Below are 16,605 nucleotides of genomic sequence, written 5' to 3'. Positions count from 1 at the left end.
CTTCCTGACACCGACAGAATCCTTCGCCCGACTACTTGCCGGCGAGCCCCATGTTGCTTCCACGCTTTGACACCACCGTCTGGGAGTTCTTCCTCTCGATCAACCCGCTCACGGACGTGCTGTTCATGCTCGGCCTGCTCGGCGTCGGTGCAGCCCTGATGCTCGGCATCGGCACCAGGGTGGCAGCAGTCTCCGCCGCGGCGATGTACACCCTGATGTACCTGGCAGCCTTCCCCATCGCCACGAACCCGCTCTACGACACCCACCTGCTCCTGGCCGTGGCCGTGGTCGCGATGGCCGGCCTCGCCGCAGGCGACCACGTCGGTCTCGGGAAGCAGTGGACCCACCTGGTCAAGGGGAATCGTTTCCTGATCTGAGTCCATCAGCCCGCCACGGCAGAAGCCCCGCCTCCTCGAGAGAAGGCGGGGCTTCTGCCGTGCTGCCGGATGCGGCGGCGCTGAGCCGTGAGGGCGCCGGGCCGAGAGACCGCTGAGCTGTGAGGGCGCTGAGCTGTGAGGGCGCTGAGCCGTGAGAGGGCTGAGCCGTGAGAGGGCTGAGCTGTGAGGGTGCTGGGCGAGCAGGCCGCTCAGACCTCGCCGTCGAACAGGCTGGTGACCGAGCCCTCGTCGAAGACCGCCCGGATCGCCCGCGCCAGCAGCGGCGCGATCGACAGCTGGGTGAGACGGTCGAACTGCTTCTCGGGGGGCACCGGCAGGGTGTTGGTGCAGACGACCTCCCGCACCGCGCTGGTCTTCAGCCGCTCGGTGGCGGGGTCGGAGAGGATCGCGTGGGTGGTCGCGATGACCACGGAGGAAGCCCCGCCGGCCAGCAGCGCGTCGGACGCCTGGACGATGGTGCCCGCGGTGTCGATCATGTCGTCGACCAGGATGCAGGTCTTGCCCTCGACGTCACCGATCACGCGCTTGGCCACGGCCTGGTTGGGACGGTTGATGTCCCGGGACTTGTGGACGAAGGCGAGGTTCACGCCACCGAGCTTCTTCGCCCACTGCTCCGCGACCCGGATACGACCGGCATCCGGGGAGACCACGGCGAGGTCCTCCTGGCCGTACTTCTCCTGGATGTACGCGGCGAGTATCGGCAGCGCCATCAGGTGGTCGACCGGGCGATTGAAGTAGCCCTGCACCTGAGGTGCGTGCAGGTCCACGGAGATCATGCGATCCACGCCGGCGGTCTCGTACATGTCCGCCATCAGTCGTGCGGAGATCGGCTCGCGGCCGCGATGCTTCTTGTCCTGGCGGGCATAGGGGAAGCTCGGTGCGATCGCCGTGATCCGTTTGGCCGACGCGCGCTTGAGCGCGTCGATCATGATCAGATGCTCCATCACCCAGGTGTTGATCGGTGCCGGGTGGGACTGCAGCACGAAGACGTCCGTGCCACGGACGGACTCGCCGTAGCGCACGTAGATCTCACCGTTGGCGAAGTCCCAGGCGTCCATCGGCAGGACCTCGACACCGAGCTCGGCGGCGACCTCCTGCGCGAGCACAGGGTGTGCCCGTCCGGACGCGAGGACCAGTCGCTTCTCTCCGGGGCTGACGATTCCGCTCATCGCTGCTCGTGCTCCTTGTGCTCATCGGCGGCAGTTCCTGCAGGCGTCTCGGCAGCGGACCCATCGTCAGCGCCGAGGGCAGCACGTGCCGCGTCCTCGGCCGCGGTCCCCGCACGGCGTCGCAGGGTCCATCCTTCCATGTTCCGCTGCGAGACCGCGTTCACGCCCAGGGCGCCCGGGGGCACCTCCTTGCGCACCGTGGTGCCGGCACCGGTCGCCGCCCCGTCACCGATGGCGACGGGGGCCACGAGCACGTTCTGGGAGCCGACGCGCACGTGCTTCCCGATCGTGGTGCGGTGCTTGTTCACGCCGTCGTAGTTGGCGAAGATCGTGCCGGCGCCGATGTTGGTGCCCTCACCGATCTCGGCGTCGCCGACGTAGCTGAGGTGGGGCACCTTCGCGCCCTCGCCGATCTTCGCGTTCTTGGTCTCGACGAATCCGCCGATCTTGCCCTTGGCGCCGAGATCGGTCCCGGCCCGGAGGTAGGAGAACGGCCCCACGGTCGCTCCCGCACCGACCACCGCGAGCAGCGCGTGGGAACGGACCACCTCGGCACCGGGCCCGACCTCGGTGTCACGCAGCGTGGTGTCCGGTCCGATCACGGCCTCCTCGCCGATGTCGCTCGCACCGTGGAGCTGGACGCCCGGCAGGAGGATGGCGTCCTGGCCGATGGTGACGTCGGAGTCGATCCAGGTGGTGGCAGGATCCACGATCGTGACCCCGGCGCGCATGTGCCGCTCGAGCGTGCGACGGTTCATCTCCGCGCCGAGCTGGGCGAGCTGGACGCGGTCGTTGACACCCTCGACCATCATCACGTCCTCGGTGACGAGGGCCCGCACCGAACGGCCATCCGCCCGGGCGATGGCGAGCACGTCGGTGAGGTACATCTCGCCCTGCGCGTTGTCCGTGCCGATGCGTCCGAGCGCGTCACGCAGCACGGCGAGGTCGAAGGCATAGATCCCGGAGTTGATCTCATCGATCGCGCGCTGCGTGTCGTCGGCATCCTTGTGCTCGACGATGCCCAGCACCTCGCTGCCGTCCTCGCTGCGCAGGATGCGGCCGTAACCGGTGGGATCGGGAACGCGGGCGCTGAGCACGGTGGCCGCAGCTCCGGCGCTCTCATGCGCGGCGACCAGGTCACGCAGGGTCGCGGGATCGAGCAGCGGCACGTCGCCGTAGGTGACCAGCACGGTGCCCTCTGCGGCGGTGACCTGCCCGAGTCCGCACTGGACCGCGCGCCCGGTGCCGGGGATCTCGTCCTGGTCGGCGACGGACACCTCGGAGGCGTGCTCGGCCAGGTGCTCGGCGACGCGATCGCGCTCGTGGCGGAGCACGACCACCAGCTCGCCGGGGCTCGTGCCCTCGGCGGCGGTCACGGCGTGCACCAGCAGAGATCTGCCCCCGATCTCGTGGAGGACCTTGGGCCTTCGCGACTTCATGCGGGTCCCGGCACCAGCGGCCAGAACGATGACGGCGGCGGGGGCAGTGGTCTCAGCGATTCCCACGTCTGCGGCTCCTCGGGATCGACGGGTGAGGTCTGCGGCACCGCCGCAACGGCGGTGAGCGTTCCGCCATCAGGACTCGAACCTGAAATTTCAGAACCAAAATCTGAGGTGTTGCCGATTACACCATGGCGGATCGCGTCCGGCAGGGTCTGGCGACGGACCGGGTCCTCAGAAGATCCGGAACATGCACTCAGCGCCACGGACGCGGCCCGATCCTATCGCCCGCGCCGCGCCTCTCGGACCCGGTGGTCGTCGTCGGTGGTGCAGGTCGCTCCACCGCCTGCCCCTCTCGATGTCGCGCCTGCTCCTCCCGACGACCTGCCGGCACCGTCCGATGGTCTGCTGGTACCGGTGTGGAAGACTCCGAGCATGGCGGAGAACGGTGCAGCCCGCGGGCGATCGACCCGGATGACGGGCAAGGAGCGGCGCGAGCAGCTGGTGGCGGTGGGCCGGCGGCTGTTCGCCGAGAAGGGCTTCGACATGACCACCGTCGAAGAGATCGCGGCCCGCGCCAAGGTTTCCAAGCCGATCGTGTACGAGCACTTCGGTGGCAAGGAGGGGCTGTACGCAGTGGTCGTGGACCGCGAGGTCTCCACGCTGCTGGGAGACCTGGAGAACTCCCTTCAGAATCAGCGTGAGCATCCCCGGGTGCTGATGGAGCGGGCCGCCCTGGCGTTCCTCGCCTACATCGACGAGCACGAGGACGGCTTCAAGGTCCTCGTGCGGGACTCCCCTGTCAGCCATTCCCTCGGAACCTTCTCCTCCCTGCTGACGGACGTGGCCGGACGGGTCGAGGAGATCCTCGCCGCCCAGCTCACCCTTCATTCGTATCCGCCGCGCGATGCTGCGCTGTACGCGCAGATGCTGGTGGGGATGGTCGCGTACACCGGTCAGTGGTGGCTCGAGACCCGTGAGCCCTCGAAGGAGATCGTCGCCGCCCGCATGGTCAATCTGTCCTGGTACGGACTCAGCGCCCTGCAAAGGTCCCCGACCCTGCGCGGCGACACCCACCGCTGAACACCCACAGGTGAGCGGCACCTAGACTCGGCACATGCCCCCCATGCCTGAGGACGCCGCCGCACCCCGCCACGACGAGGTCGACCGCATCGTCGAGGGCTGGCAGAGGGCGCGCGCTGATCTGGACGTCGCACCGCTGGCGGTGTTCTCCCGCATCTCCCGGCTCTCGAGGTATCTCGAGGTCGCCCGCCGCAGCGCCTTCACGGATGCGGGCCTCGAGGGGTGGGAGTTCGACATGCTCTCCGCGCTGCGCCGGAGCGGAGAGGATGCTCTCTCCCCCGGGGCGCTCATGCACGAGACGCTGGTGACCAGCGGCACCATGACGACCCGGATCGACAAGCTGGTCGCCCGAGGGCTGGTCAGCAAGAACCGCAGCCCGCACGACGGCCGCGCGGTCGAGGTGCGGCTGCGGCCCGACGGCGTCGCCCGGGTCGATGCGGCGATGGAGCGGCTGCTGGATGCAGAGCAGGAGCTGCTCGAGCCGCTCGCGCCTGACGGACGCTCCGGCCTCGCCGACACCTTGCGCTCCCTGCTGCTCACCTTCGAGTCGGAGCCACCGAGCCCGATGTGAAGGCTCGTCGGCGTGAGACCCGCGGCCACCGTCCCGCGGCGACCCGACACGATCAGCGGGGAGGAGCGTCTGAACGCTCGCCCCGCCCCACGACATTCGTCACGACCACAACCCTTGAGGACCCCATCGCATGGCTCATCTGCTCGGCACCCAATCCCTGCACGTCGCGCTGCCCGACCGCGTGCTGCTCGATGACATCACCGTCGGGATCGACGAGGGCGACCGCATCGGGGTGGTGGGGCGCAACGGCGACGGCAAGTCCACCCTGCTTCGTCTGCTGGCACGATTCACGGAGCCCGACGAGGGCCGGGTCACCGTGCGCGGCGGAGTCCGTGTCGGGGTGCTGAGCCAGCAGGACGAGGCGACGGCCGAGACCAGCGTGCACGAGCGGGTGCTCGGGGATCGTCCGGAGTATGAGTGGGCCTCGGATCCGCGGATCCGCGACGTGCTGGACGGGCTGCTCGGCGGCATCGACCTGGATGCACCGCTGACCGATCTCTCCGGCGGCCAGCTGCGGCGGGTCCACCTGGCCGAGCTGCTCGTGGGCGATTGGGAGGTGCTCCTCCTCGACGAGCCCACCAACCATCTCGACGTCGAAGGCATCTCCTGGCTCGCAGAGCATCTGCGCCGACGCTGGAGTCCGAAGGACGGCGGGCTCGTCGTGATCACGCACGACCGCTGGTTCCTCGATGCGGTTTGCACCCGGATGTGGGAGGTGCACGACGGGCTCGTCGAGCCCTTCGAGGGCGGATATGCGGCGTACGTGCTGCAGCGGGTCGAGCGGGACCGGCAGGCGGCGACCATCGAGTCGAAGCGGCAGAACCTGATGCGCAAGGAGCTGGCCTGGCTGCGCCGGGGTGCACCCGCCCGGACCGCGAAGCCGAAGTTCCGCATCGATGCCGCCAATGAGCTGATCGCCGGGGAGCCCCCGGTGCGCGACGCCGTCGAGCTGACGCAGCTGGCGACCTCGCGGCTGGGTCGCGACGTGATCGACGTGCTCGACGTCGATGCCGGCTACGGCGATCTCACCGTGTTGCGCGACGTCACCCTGCATATCGGGCCCGCGGACCGCATCGGTGTGCTGGGCCCCAACGGGGCAGGCAAGTCGACGCTGCTCGCGCTGATCACCGGGGATCTCGAGCCGCAGGCAGGCCGGGTCAAACGGGGCAAGACGGTCACCGTCCGTCAGGTGTCGCAGCGGCTCGAGGGTCTCGAGGAGCATCTGGACTCCAGGGTCAGCGACGTGGTGGCGAAGTACCGCACCACCTTCCGGGCCGGGAAGGACGAGGTCTCCCCCGGACAGCTGTTGGAGCGTCTCGGATTCACGACGGCACACCAGAAGGTTCGTGTGGGAGCGCTGTCCGGTGGGCAGCAGCGGCGGCTGAACCTGCTGTTCACCCTGCTCGAGGAGCCCAATGTGCTGGTGCTCGATGAGCCGACGAACGACATGGACACCGACATGCTCGCGGCCATGGAGGATCTGCTGGACACCTGGCCCGGGCCGCTGATCGTGGTCTCCCACGACCGCTACCTGCTGGAGCGGGTCACCGATATCCAGTACGCCGTGCTCGATGGTGCCGTGCGGCATGTGCCCGGTGGCGTCGAGCAGTACCTCTCGCTGCGAGCCGAAGGTCCACAGGAGGCGACGACCGGCGCGTCCTCCTCTGCCTCCGGAGCAGCGGGACGTACCGCAGGGTCGAAGTCTGCAGGGTCGAAGTCTGCAGAGTCGAAGTCTGCAGGATCGGGTTCCGCGGGTGGCTCTGCTGGTACAGGGGGCGACGCTGGTACAGGGGGCGGCGCAGCCGGGTCCACATCGAATGTGTCGGGGGCTCAGGCCCACACGGCGCAGAAGGAGCTCGGCGCGATCGAGCGAAGGATGAAGAAGCTCGACAAGCAGACGGCGTCGCTGCATTCCGCACTCGCGGCACATGACCAGTCCGACTATGTGGGACTGCAGAAGATCACCGACGAGCTGCGCGCCGTCGAGGCAGAGATCGAGGAGCTCGAGGAGCGCTGGCTGGAGCTGTCCGAACTGCTCGGGTGAGCCGATGAGCGGGCTGAGCTGCTCGAGCGAGGACAGTCCGTGCTCCGAGCGCTACTGGCTGTCGATGATGTCCAGGTGCGGAGTGAAGATGTAGTCGGTGCGTCCCTGGAGGAGCCAGTGTCGATTGCGTCGGGCATCTCGGAATCTCGGGTGCGGATCCGTGAGGTCGAGTGCCCGCCGCTCGACCCGATCGAAGGCGCGATGGAAAGAGGCGTTCGGCTCTTCCGGGGGACCCTGATCTGCAGCGGCCATATCTGCCTCGGGCGCCTCACCCTCGGGCACTGGAACAGACTGTCCTGCTGACTGGGCCAGGAGCTTGAGCCCGGTGCCGAGCGGGTCGAAGTTGATTCCTCGGCGTCGTACTTTCTGCCCGTAGCGGCTCGTCCACTCCACGGTGCGCCTCGTGCCGTCCTCGTCGGTGATGACTCGGGCGCTCTCGCCGGATTCCTCCTTCTGGTTGTCGCCGACGCACACGCCGTTGCCATTGCGCAGCGAGGTGGGGCCTCCCTGTGACCAGGGGACGATGTGATCGTTCTGGCGGATGTTCGCGTCGCAGTACGGAGCCCGGCAGGTCTGATGCGCCAGTCGGAGGAATCGGGCGAGCGATGCCGGGAACTCCCGGGAGAGGGATTCGACCGCGACGAGCTGCCCGTCCTCCGGCGCGACGTAGAGCTTCCGCAGAGTCATGGCGAGATCTGGGTCCTCGGCAGAAGTCACGGCGTCGAGCATCTCCTGACGAATATGTTCGTAGGGCACCGGGCCGTAGCCCTCGATGGTGGCGGCGTCGGCGTGCTCGGGTGCGAGCAGGGAGCGGTCCGTGATGATGACGGCGATCTCCAGCGTGGAGGGGTCGATACCTTCTCCACGGCCGATCAGGGTATCGGCGAAGATGTCCGCCATGATCTGCTGATGGCCGCGGCGGTCGCCGTGGGCGCGGGCCTTCTCCGCAGCCACCGAGAGCCCTTTGCGGATCCGGGCACCGTCCAGCGCCGGCAGATGCGCGGTGACGGTGCACATGCCGTGCTCGCCGCGACGCACGGTGACGTTGCGGTCCCGCTTCGCGGTGCGGTGGCGCTCGGCGGCACCATGAGGGTCCAATCCGTGCAGGACCTTGGCTGCTTCGCCGGCCAGTTCCTCTGCGCCACAGTCCTCGAGGTAGGGCAGGTGAGCGGTGAGGATCGCGTCGACCTGGCTGCGCTGCTCGGGGGTTGCCGGGCCCATCGTTCGGCCCACCCTGTGCGCCGAAGCGGAGACGATCCGACCCCGTGCGAGCGCATTGAGCATGCCGGGCATGGACTGGACCAGGCGGCGGGACGAGGACATCGACTGACCGGCGCAGGATTTCGACTGCTTGAGTGCCTTCGATGCCTCCGAGCGTGCGATCTTGACTGCCTGCTTCGGTGTCTCCTCACGGCGCAGGGAGTCGTCCTTGACCGCCTGTTCCAGGTGGACCAGTGCCCGTGCCTGCACCGCTGCGATCGCCCCGGTCAGATCGTGGACGCGGGCCAGCAGCGAGATCGTCTCGGACGCAGTCAGCTTCTCCAGGGCGATCGAACCGTCCGCGCCGATCTCTGCGAGCACGGAACGCGCCGCAACGAGGTCGGTCTCGCCGATCCACAGCTCTTCGTCGTTGGCGGAGATCGGGAGCGTGCTGCGCCGCCGAGCGCGTGCCGGCACTGACCTCGGCACCGCAGCCATCGAGCCCGCACCCGAGCCCGAGCCCGAGCCCGCACGGCACGACGCATCACCAGAGGCTCCGCGATCGGCCTCCGGGAATTCTGCATCATCACTGCGCGACGAATCTACCATGACCCTATTTTCGCACATCCATTCGACGAAGAGAAGATGTGAACAAACCCTACTTACGAGTAATTTTAAATTGTGGATAACTCGAGGTGGGGAGGAACCGTCACGGCAGCGAAGACGCCCGGGATCAACGACCATGCGACGCCCGCAGGCGGTCTGCGGGGCGGCCGGTCCGGCCATTCAGGCAGGTGGACAGATCGTGCATGTAGACTCCTGCTGGACGACGAATACGCAGGAAACCCCGCGCACTTCTTCTTCCTGCATTGCTCATCGACAATGTCACAGGAATTGTTTCGCACTCATGCGATAACCTTGAGAGGTCCTCGCAACCTTCTTATTCACCATCGGTATGACAGTCATCATCCACGTCAGCTCATCGCACCGTGGATTCACGGCTCTTCGCGGTTGGTGGTGAAGGAGAGCGTCGCGTCGCTGGCGTAGAACGGCCCGTGGTCCTGCTGTGATGGGTGTTGTCTAGACATCCACATTCCAGAGGACCACGAGCCTGTGCACGAGAATACTGGTTCGCAGCGAGATGCTGCGAGCACGATCTTCAACCTGCCCGACTACCACGTCGTCGACGCGATCGACCTGCCCGACGGAGGCCGTCGAGTGGTGATCGCCTCGACCGTCCCGCCCGGATGTCCGTCGTGCGGAGTGCTCGCGTCCAAGGTCCACTCCCGCCGGTCCCAGCACGTCCGGGACGTCCCCGTGGCCGGGGCGATGGCGGTGGTGTGGGCCAAGCGACGCTGGTTCTGCCTCGAGCCGGCCTGCGCCCGGCGCACGTTCTGGGAAGCCACCGACCAGGTCCCGCACCGCGCGCGCTCAACGACCCGGCTGCGAAACCAGATCGTCTCCGCGGTGATCACCTCTGGCCGGGCAGCCTCGGAAGTCGCCCGGACCCATGGCGTCTCGTGGTGGCTGGTCCAGGCCGCGCTGGCGGCTGCCGCCGTGGTCCTGCCCACCGCCGAGGACGTGTCAGTGACGCGCCTGGGCATCGATGAGCACCGCTACCGGTCGGTGCGCTGGTTCCGCACCGACGACGGTGCCTGGAGACGGTTCGAGCCATGGATGACGACCCTGGTCGACCTCTCCACCGGGCAGGTCCTCGGTATCGTCGACGGCCGGGACTCCACCGCCGTCGGCGACTGGCTCGCCCAGCGCTCCGAGCTCTGGCGGGAGCGGATCGAGATCGTCGCCATCGATCCCTCGGCCGCGTTCCGCAAAGCACTGCGGACCTACCTGCCCCGCGCTGCGGTCTCGGTCGACAAGTTCCACCTCGTCAAGCTCGGAAACGATATGGTCACCACCGTCCGTCAACGCCTAGCCCGCACCCATCGCGGTCGTCGCGGCCGCAAGGACGACCCGGCCTGGGCCCACCGGATGCTGTTGCTACGCGGCGCTGACACCCTCACTCCACGGGCCTGGGAGCGGTTGGAGACGGTGTTCCGCACCGATGACCCCACCGACGAGCTCTCCGCCGCCTGGGGCATCAAGGAGCAGCTCCGCCGCCTATTGGCGACCGACACCCTGGCTCAGGCCTGGGAGGAACGGATGCGGATGGGCTACTTCGTGCAGATCGCGAATATGCCCGAGGCGACCAAGCTCTACGACACCGTCGTGACCTGGTGGGACGCGATCGAGGTCCTCATCGTCACCGGCGCGACCACCGCTCGAGTCGAGGCCGCGAATACCGGCATCAAGAACATCAAACGCACTGGCCGCGGCTTCCGCAACGCCGAGAACTACCGGATGCGTATCCTGCTGACCAGCGCCGCGAGAACCGTAGCGTGAATACCCGCTACAGCAGGGTCATTCACCATGAACCGCGAAGAGCCGGATTCACGGACGCCCATCACTGCTGCGCTCGACGGTTGCCGAGAGAGACCACCTGCAAGACACGAAGGCAGGACACGAAGACGGGACACGAAGGCAGGACACGAAGGCTCGGGCTGCCAGCAGTGATCATCAGCGCGCATCGCCTCGGCAGAGAGGCGCCCCGACGCGAAGGTGCGAGCCTCCGACCCTCAGCCGTCAGCTCTCCTCGAGCACGCTCGCTCCGGGCGCTGACCCTCGCGCCACCAGGCAGTTCTCGACGAGCCCAGCGCGCATCAGCCCCGCAGAGATGGAGCGGGCCTGCGCCTCGTCCTCCACCAGCACCGCAATCGTCGGCCCGGAGCCGCTGACCAGCGCGGCCGGCGCCCCCAGTCGCTCAGCGGCCTCCACCACCGGCTCCAGGCCCGGGTGCAGGGCGAAGGCTGCGACCTGCAGATCATTGTGCAGGGTGTCCGCCAGCAGCTCGAGGTTCGCGCCGCTGAGCGCCTGCAGCTGCCGCTCGTCCCGATCCGGCTGCCCAGGCAGAGCGCGTCCGGTGGCCAGCGAGATCTCATCGAACTTCCGGAACACCGCCGGGGTGGAGAGATGCCCGCCGGGGATCGCGAGCAGCCAGGTCCACTCACCATGGGTGAGCACGGTGGTCAGATCGGTGCCGTTGCCGCGCCCTAGCGCCGTGTGGCCGAGCATCGCGAAGGGGACGTCGGCCCCCAGCTTCGCGCCGAGCGCGCGCAGCCTCTCGCTGCCGAGGCCGGTCCCCCACAGGCGATCGAGCGCGACCAGGGTCGCCGCGGCGTCAGCCGATCCGCCGCCCATGCCACCGGCGATCGGTACTTGCTTATGGATGTGCAGGGCTGCACCGAACTCGACGCCGCATTCTTCACGCAGCAGTTCAGCCGCGCGCAGGGCGAGGTTGCTGCCATCCAGGGGGAGCTCGCCGGGAACCTCCGAGGTGAGCTCCAGGCTGAGTGTGCTCGCGCGGGTCGCGGTGACCGTCTCGTAGAGGTCCACCGCCTGGAACACCGTGGCCAGGGAGTGATATCCGCGTGCATCGATGTCGCCGACCTTGAGCGACAGGTTGATCTTCCCGGGGGCACGGACGACCACTCGGTCCCGTGGGGGCGGTGTCTTCGATGCGGGCGCCATCAGCGCGTCTCCCCCTCGGAGCGAGCCAGCTCGCGCTCTGCCTGGGCGACGGCCCGGAACTGCTCGATCACCAAGGTCTCTCCGCGGGCGCCATGATCGATGCCGGCAGCGCGCAGGATCTGCTCCGCACGCGCTGCGGAGCCCGCCCAGCCGGCGAGCGCAGCACGGAGCGTCTTGCGGCGCTGCGCGAAGGCCGCATCGATGACCGTGAACACGGCCTCGCGCTCTTCCGCGGTGCCGAGCGGCCGCTCATGCCGGACCAGCTCCACGAGCGCCGAGTCGACGTTGGGGACCGGCCAGAAGATCTGCCGAGAGATCTTCCCCGCGTGCACGGCCCGGCCGTACCAGGCGAGCTTCACGCTGGGGCCGCCATAGGTGCGCGAGCCCGGGCCGGCGATGAGCCGGTCCACCACCTCGGACTGCACCATCACGAGAGCAGTGCGGAGGGAGTCGAAGCGTTCGAGCATGGTCAGCAGGATGGGGGTGGCGACGTTATAGGGAAGGTTGGCGACCAGCGCGGTCGGCTCCCCGGCGCGGGGAAGCGCAGGCAGCTCGCTCACCTGCAGCGCATCGTGGTGGACGAGCCGGAAGCGGTCCTCTCCGACGCCACGGGCACGCAGCGTGAGCGGGAGCAGCTCAGCCAGGCCGCGATCGAGCTCGATCGCGACCACGTCGGCCCCCGCCTCCAGCAGACCGAGCGTCAGCGACCCCAGTCCGGGCCCCACCTCGAGCACTGCCTGCCCCGGGTCCACGTGGGCTCGGCCGACGATGGTGCGCACGGTGTTCGGATCCATCACGAAGTTCTGACCGCGCTGCTTCGAGGGCCGGATCCCCGCCGCGTCCGCGAGGTCGCGGATGTCGCGCGCGGTGAGCAGGAGCCCCGCGCCCTGTGTGTCCTCGCCGCTCATGCCGCCACCTCCAGAGGCCATCGATAGACGTCCTGAGTGGTGGTGCGGATCGCACGGCATGCCTGCTCCAGGTCGGTGTCCGTCACCTCGGCGATGGTCGCCATGGTGTGCGGGATCAGATAGGAGGAGTTCGGTCTGCCCCGGTACGGCGCCGGGGTGAGGAAGGGCGCGTCGGTCTCGACCAGGACCTGGCCGAGCCCCACCTCGGCGAGCGCCGCGCGCAGGGAGCCGGCGCTGCTGAACGTCACGGTCCCGGCGAAGGAGAGGAACCAGCCGCGGTCCACGCAGAGGCGGGCGAACTCGGCGTCGCCGGAGAAGCAGTGGAAGACGGTGCGCTCCGGGGCGCCGTCGGCCTCGAGGACCTCGAGCACGTCACGATGGGCGTCCCGGTCATGGATCTGCAGCGGCAGATCGAGTTCCTTGGCGAGCTCGATGTGGGCGCGGAACGCGTCGATCTGGGCGGTACGGGCCCGCTCGTCGTCCCGGGAGGTGCGGAACCAGTCCAGTCCCGTCTCCCCCACGACCACCATTCCGGGGCCGCGCAGCAGCTCGGACACCTCGGAGATCGCCTCATCCAGCCCCACCAGCTCACGACCACGGTGATCCCTGCCCCGTGCATGGAGCACCGCCTCGTTGGGGTGCACGGCGACGCCGCCGCGCAGGGTGGGCGGGCAGTCCTCCGCGGCGAGCAGCGCCGCGGTCCAGCGCACGGCCTCGAGGTCCGAGCCGATCGTGATCTGCGCGTCGACGCCGACGGTCGCGGCGCGCGCGACATGGTCTCTTACGCTGAGCTGCTCGTCGCCGTCGGCGAAATCGAGATGGCAGTGGTTGTCGATCACCGGGAAGGGCAGGGGTTCCGGGATCGCGGGCCAGGAACGGTCGCGCTTCTTCCCGCGGGGATCGATGTCCTCACGATCGCGCACCGGCGGTGGGACGGTGGCGCCGGACGGGTTCTGGTGCTCAGACGGCATGCGACCATGGTAGGAGGGACGGCGACCGCCCTGGACCATCGGGGCCGCCCCTGGGCTGAGAGCGTGACCGGACTGTGCCCGGTCGCCTCGAAGTGCGGTGCGGCGAATGACCCCGAGGGAGACCTGACGCCCGCGCGTCGTGAGATGCAACGCATCCACCCTTCCGGTGCGCTAGCTCACGGGTTCGGAGCGAGCGGTGACCGCCACGATGTGGCAAGATGAGTCGTCGTTGTGCGTCCTTTCGTGCACCCGAGCGCCCCGATTCCTCATGGACCGGGTTCGGGTCGCTGCTCGGGACGGACGTCAACGCCAGTTCACCCTCCGGACCGTCAAGGAGCATCCCATGGCAGTGCCCAAGTTCAAGATGTCCCGTGCGCGCACGCACTCCCGCCGCTCGCAGTGGAAGGCCAACAACGCCGACCTCGTGCAGGTGACGGTGCGTGGCCGCACCGCTTCCGTGCCGCGTCGCCTCGCAAAGGCGTACCAGCGCGGCCTCCTCCAGATCGAGGACTGATCTCGATCCTGGAGTGATTCCGGTGCGGGCCCGGCCCGCGCCACCGAGATCACCGACGACGCCCCCGACAGCAGCTGCTGGCGGGGGCGTCGTCATGTGCGGTGGAAGGGCGCGAGCCGCGCCGCTCCAGCCGCAGCGCCTCCGCAGTGCACCCTCAGGTGCGCTGCTTCAGCGCGAGGTCGTAGAGCTCGCTCGCGCCGACCCCGGGATGCGACCGGGCGAGCTCCTTTGCCGCGTCCTTGAGCCGCTCCCCCGCCGCTGCCCTGGCCAGCACCTGCTGCACGAGGCTCTCCGCAGTGGCGACGGCGGGCTCCGCTCCTGCCACCACGAGCACGACCTCGCCGAGCACCTCGCCGTCGGCGGCCCAGGCCGCGAGCTCGGCCAGTGTGCCGCGCACGATCTCCTCGTGGGTCTTGGTCAGCTCACGGGCGACGGCGGCGCGGCGGTCGGCCCCGAAGGCCTCGACCATCGCGGCCAGTGTGGCGGCGGTGCGGCGCGGCGACTCGAAGAAGACCATGGTGCGCTGCTCGGCCGCGAGCGGTTCCAGCGCAGTGGCCTTGCGGCCCTCGCGCCGGGGAGGGAAGCCCTCGAAGGTGAAGTGATCCGGGGCGATGCCGGACGCGGCCAGCGCGGTCAGCACCGCCGAGGGACCGGGGATCACGGTGACGCGGAAGCCGGCCTCGGCGGCCGCCCGCACCGCAGCGAAACCGGGGTCGGAGACCACAGGCATCCCGGCATCGGTGACGATCAGCACCCGCTGACCATCCGCGAGCGCCTCGAGCAGCACGCCCGTGCGTTCTGCCTCGTTGTGCTCGTGGTACGAGAGGATCCGTCCGCTGGTCTCCACCTCGAGATCACGCACCAGGCGGGCCAGCCGCCTGGTGTCCTCCGCGGCGATCAGATCCGCCTCCCCCAGCGCACGCATCAGGCGCACCGAGGCATCCAGCGGATTGCCGATCGGGGTGGCGGCGAGGGTGAGGACTCCGGGTTCGAGCATCTGGCCATGCTAGCCAGCCAGAGGCTCGGGGTAACCACCGCGGCACGCGCGCTCCACCTCGCCACGCGCGCCCCGCTGCTCCCGGCGGGCGATGTCCTAGCATGTGCGGGTGCACACGGAGGAGGAAGCCACCCACCGCGCCCGCGTCGAGGACGAGCCGGGGGCGCTGCTGGTCTCCTACCGTCGGCGGCTGAAGACCTTCGACCTGCCTCTGTCCCGGATGGCATGGGCGGGGGCGATGGCCGTGTTCGGGCTGGCACTGGTGCTGCGCCTGTGGGGCCTGGGATCCGTCGAGGAGCTGATCTTCGACGAGACGTACTACGTCAAGGACGGCTACGCCATCACCCAGGAGGGCGTGGAGATGTCCTGGCCCGAGGAGCCGGACCCGGTGTTCGAAACCGGGGATGTGGATTCCTACGAGCCCGAGGGCGCGTACGTGGTCCATCCTCCGCTGGGCAAGTGGCTGATCGGCGGCGGAATGCTGCTGCTGGGTGCGGACAATCCCTGGGGCTGGCGGATCTCCTCGGCGCTGCTGGGTTCGATCGCGGTGCTGCTGCTGGCGCGGATCGGTCGTCGGCTGTTCCGCTCGACCACCGCGGGTCTGATCGCGGGCCTGCTGCTGGCGATCGACGGGGTGTCCCTGGTCCACTCCCGCACCAGCCTGCTGGACCCCTTCATGATGTTCTTCGCGCTCGCGGCCTTCGGTGCGCTGCTGATCGATCGCGACCGCTTCCGCGAGCGCCTCGCACTGGCCTCCGCGGCGCTGCACACCGGTGCCGAGAGCGTCCCGCGGCTCGGTGTCTCGGGCGGGATCCGACCCTGGCGCCTGCTGGCCGGACTGCTGCTGGGGATGGCCTGCTCGGTGAAGTGGTCCGGGCTGTACTTCGTCGCGGTCTTCGGGATCATGACGGTGCTGTGGGACTGGTGGGCGCGCCGCACCATCGCCCAGCGCGACTGGTTGCTGGGCGGCCTGGTCCGGGATGCCGTGCCCGCCTTCTTCGCGATCGTCGGCACGGCGCTGGTCACCTATGTGGCGTCGTTCGCGGGCTGGTTCGCCTCCTCGGTCGGCTACAACCGCCATTTCGCGGCTGAACAGGATGTGGCCACCGGCAACGGGGTGCTCGACTCGCTGCTGTCGCTGTGGCTCTACCACCGCCAGGCCTACTCCTTCCATGTGGGTCTGGATTCAGAGCATCCCTACGAAGCGCACCCGGCGGGCTGGCTGCTGCAGCTGCGTCCCACGAACTTCTACTACCGCTCCTACGAGTACGGGGAGCAGGGCTGCGAGGTCGCCAAGTGCGGCGCGCACATCCTCTCGGTCGGCAATCCGCTGATCTGGTGGCTGGGGACGCTGGCGGTCCTGGTGACGCTCGTGATCGCGGTGGTCTTCCGGGACGGACGAGGCTGGGCGGCGCTGTCAGGGCTCGTCGCGGGCTACCTCCCGTGGCTGCTGTACGCCGACCGCACGATCTTCACCTTCTACGCGGTGGCGTTCTCGCCCTGGCTGATCCTGTGCCTGGCCTATGTGATGACGCTGGTGATCGGTCCCGCCGGCGCGGACAGGGAACGTCGGCTGGCCGGTGGTCTGTTCATCGGCTCGCTGCTGGTGCTGATCGTCCTGGTCTCCGCGTTCTTCTGGCCGGTGTGGACGGGCCAGGTGCTCGACGTCGAGCAATGGAGGTACCGCATGTGGCTGCCGTCCTGGACCTGAGCCGACCCGGTCTGT

At 68.8% G+C, this 16,605-nt stretch carries 14 protein-coding genes and 1 tRNA gene; 7 read left to right on the top strand and 8 right to left on the bottom strand.

The features are described from left to right. Positions 1 to 50: 50 nt before the first annotated feature. Positions 51 to 377, top strand: coding sequence for a hypothetical protein (locus Q0937_RS16020; protein ID WP_299305735.1), 327 nt, complete (start codon positions 51 to 53; stop codon positions 375 to 377). A gap of 209 nt (positions 378 to 586) precedes the next feature. Here the strand turns inward: Q0937_RS16020 and Q0937_RS16015 are convergent, their stop codons facing one another. The 3 genes from Q0937_RS16015 to Q0937_RS16005 all read right to left on the bottom strand — a co-directional run bounded on the left by Q0937_RS16015 (position 587) and on the right by Q0937_RS16005 (position 3,205). Next, positions 587 to 1,567, bottom strand: a complete 981-nt coding sequence (locus Q0937_RS16015; RefSeq protein ID WP_299305733.1) for a ribose-phosphate diphosphokinase — start codon at positions 1,565 to 1,567, stop codon at positions 587 to 589. Then, on the bottom strand, positions 1,564 to 3,072 hold the full coding sequence (glmU, locus tag Q0937_RS16010; protein ID WP_299305731.1) for a bifunctional UDP-N-acetylglucosamine diphosphorylase/glucosamine-1-phosphate N-acetyltransferase GlmU: 1,509 nt from the start codon (positions 3,070 to 3,072) through the stop codon (positions 1,564 to 1,566). The genes Q0937_RS16015 and glmU overlap by 4 nt, the downstream gene beginning before the upstream one ends. 61 nt (positions 3,073 to 3,133) lie before the next feature. After that, positions 3,134 to 3,205, bottom strand: a tRNA-Gln gene (locus Q0937_RS16005). 236 nt (positions 3,206 to 3,441) lie between these two features. On the opposite strand from Q0937_RS16005, the gene Q0937_RS16000 reads away from it, so the two are divergent. From Q0937_RS16000 to Q0937_RS15990, 3 genes are all read left to right on the top strand, one after another. Continuing rightward, positions 3,442 to 4,089 (top strand): TetR/AcrR family transcriptional regulator, encoded by a 648-nt coding sequence (locus Q0937_RS16000; RefSeq protein WP_299305729.1) that lies wholly within the window; start codon positions 3,442 to 3,444, stop codon positions 4,087 to 4,089. Positions 4,090 to 4,123: 34 nt separating this feature from the next. Continuing rightward, positions 4,124 to 4,660: a MarR family winged helix-turn-helix transcriptional regulator gene (locus Q0937_RS15995; protein WP_299305727.1), complete on the top strand. Its 537-nt coding sequence runs from the start codon at positions 4,124 to 4,126 to the stop codon at positions 4,658 to 4,660. Between the two features lie 130 nt (positions 4,661 to 4,790). Then, a complete protein-coding gene (locus Q0937_RS15990; protein WP_299305725.1) occupies positions 4,791 to 6,704 on the top strand; it encodes an ABC-F family ATP-binding cassette domain-containing protein in 1,914 nt (637 codons plus the stop codon). A gap of 51 nt (positions 6,705 to 6,755) precedes the next feature. On the opposite strand, the gene Q0937_RS15985 is transcribed toward Q0937_RS15990, so the two are convergent. Further along, on the bottom strand, positions 6,756 to 8,381 hold the full coding sequence (locus Q0937_RS15985) for an HNH endonuclease signature motif containing protein (protein WP_299305723.1): 1,626 nt from the start codon (positions 8,379 to 8,381) through the stop codon (positions 6,756 to 6,758). 636 nt (positions 8,382 to 9,017) lie between these two features. Here Q0937_RS15985 and Q0937_RS15980 point away from each other — a divergent pair. After that, positions 9,018 to 10,304, top strand: coding sequence for an ISL3 family transposase (locus tag Q0937_RS15980; protein WP_299305721.1), 1,287 nt, complete (start codon positions 9,018 to 9,020; stop codon positions 10,302 to 10,304). Between the two features lie 240 nt (positions 10,305 to 10,544). Here Q0937_RS15980 and Q0937_RS15975 read toward each other — a convergent pair whose 3' ends face one another. From Q0937_RS15975 to Q0937_RS15965, 3 genes are read right to left on the bottom strand one after another with little or no spacing between them, the layout of a single operon-like run. Beyond that, positions 10,545 to 11,489: a 4-(cytidine 5'-diphospho)-2-C-methyl-D-erythritol kinase gene (locus tag Q0937_RS15975; protein ID WP_299305719.1), complete on the bottom strand. Its 945-nt coding sequence runs from the start codon at positions 11,487 to 11,489 to the stop codon at positions 10,545 to 10,547. Continuing rightward, positions 11,489 to 12,397: a 16S rRNA (adenine(1518)-N(6)/adenine(1519)-N(6))-dimethyltransferase RsmA gene (rsmA, locus tag Q0937_RS15970; protein WP_299305717.1), complete on the bottom strand. Its 909-nt coding sequence runs from the start codon at positions 12,395 to 12,397 to the stop codon at positions 11,489 to 11,491. The genes Q0937_RS15975 and rsmA overlap by 1 nt, the downstream gene beginning before the upstream one ends. Continuing rightward, positions 12,394 to 13,368 carry a TatD family hydrolase gene (locus tag Q0937_RS15965; protein ID WP_299305716.1) on the bottom strand — a complete coding sequence of 325 codons (975 nt, stop codon included), beginning with the start codon at positions 13,366 to 13,368 and terminating at the stop codon, positions 12,394 to 12,396. The genes rsmA and Q0937_RS15965 overlap by 4 nt, the downstream gene beginning before the upstream one ends. A 343-nt stretch (positions 13,369 to 13,711) precedes the next feature. On the opposite strand from Q0937_RS15965, the gene rpmF reads away from it, so the two are divergent. Beyond that, positions 13,712 to 13,882 carry a 50S ribosomal protein L32 gene (rpmF, locus tag Q0937_RS15960; RefSeq protein WP_096799564.1) on the top strand — a complete coding sequence of 57 codons (171 nt, stop codon included), beginning with the start codon at positions 13,712 to 13,714 and terminating at the stop codon, positions 13,880 to 13,882. A gap of 154 nt (positions 13,883 to 14,036) precedes the next feature. Here rpmF and rsmI read toward each other — a convergent pair whose 3' ends face one another. Further along, on the bottom strand, positions 14,037 to 14,879 hold the full coding sequence (gene rsmI, locus Q0937_RS15955) for a 16S rRNA (cytidine(1402)-2'-O)-methyltransferase (protein WP_299305711.1): 843 nt from the start codon (positions 14,877 to 14,879) through the stop codon (positions 14,037 to 14,039). Positions 14,880 to 14,988: 109 nt separating this feature from the next. On the opposite strand from rsmI, the gene Q0937_RS15950 reads away from it, so the two are divergent. Then, positions 14,989 to 16,590, top strand: a complete 1,602-nt coding sequence (locus tag Q0937_RS15950; RefSeq protein WP_299305710.1) for a dolichyl-phosphate-mannose--protein mannosyltransferase — start codon at positions 14,989 to 14,991, stop codon at positions 16,588 to 16,590. Positions 16,591 to 16,605: the final 15 nt, after the last annotated feature.

The organism is uncultured Brachybacterium sp. (genome assembly GCF_947500705.1).
Taxonomy (GTDB): domain Bacteria; phylum Actinomycetota; class Actinomycetes; order Actinomycetales; family Dermabacteraceae; genus Brachybacterium.
The sequence above is the reverse complement of the archived record's forward strand: the minus strand, read 5'-3'. Positions and strand labels throughout refer to the sequence as shown.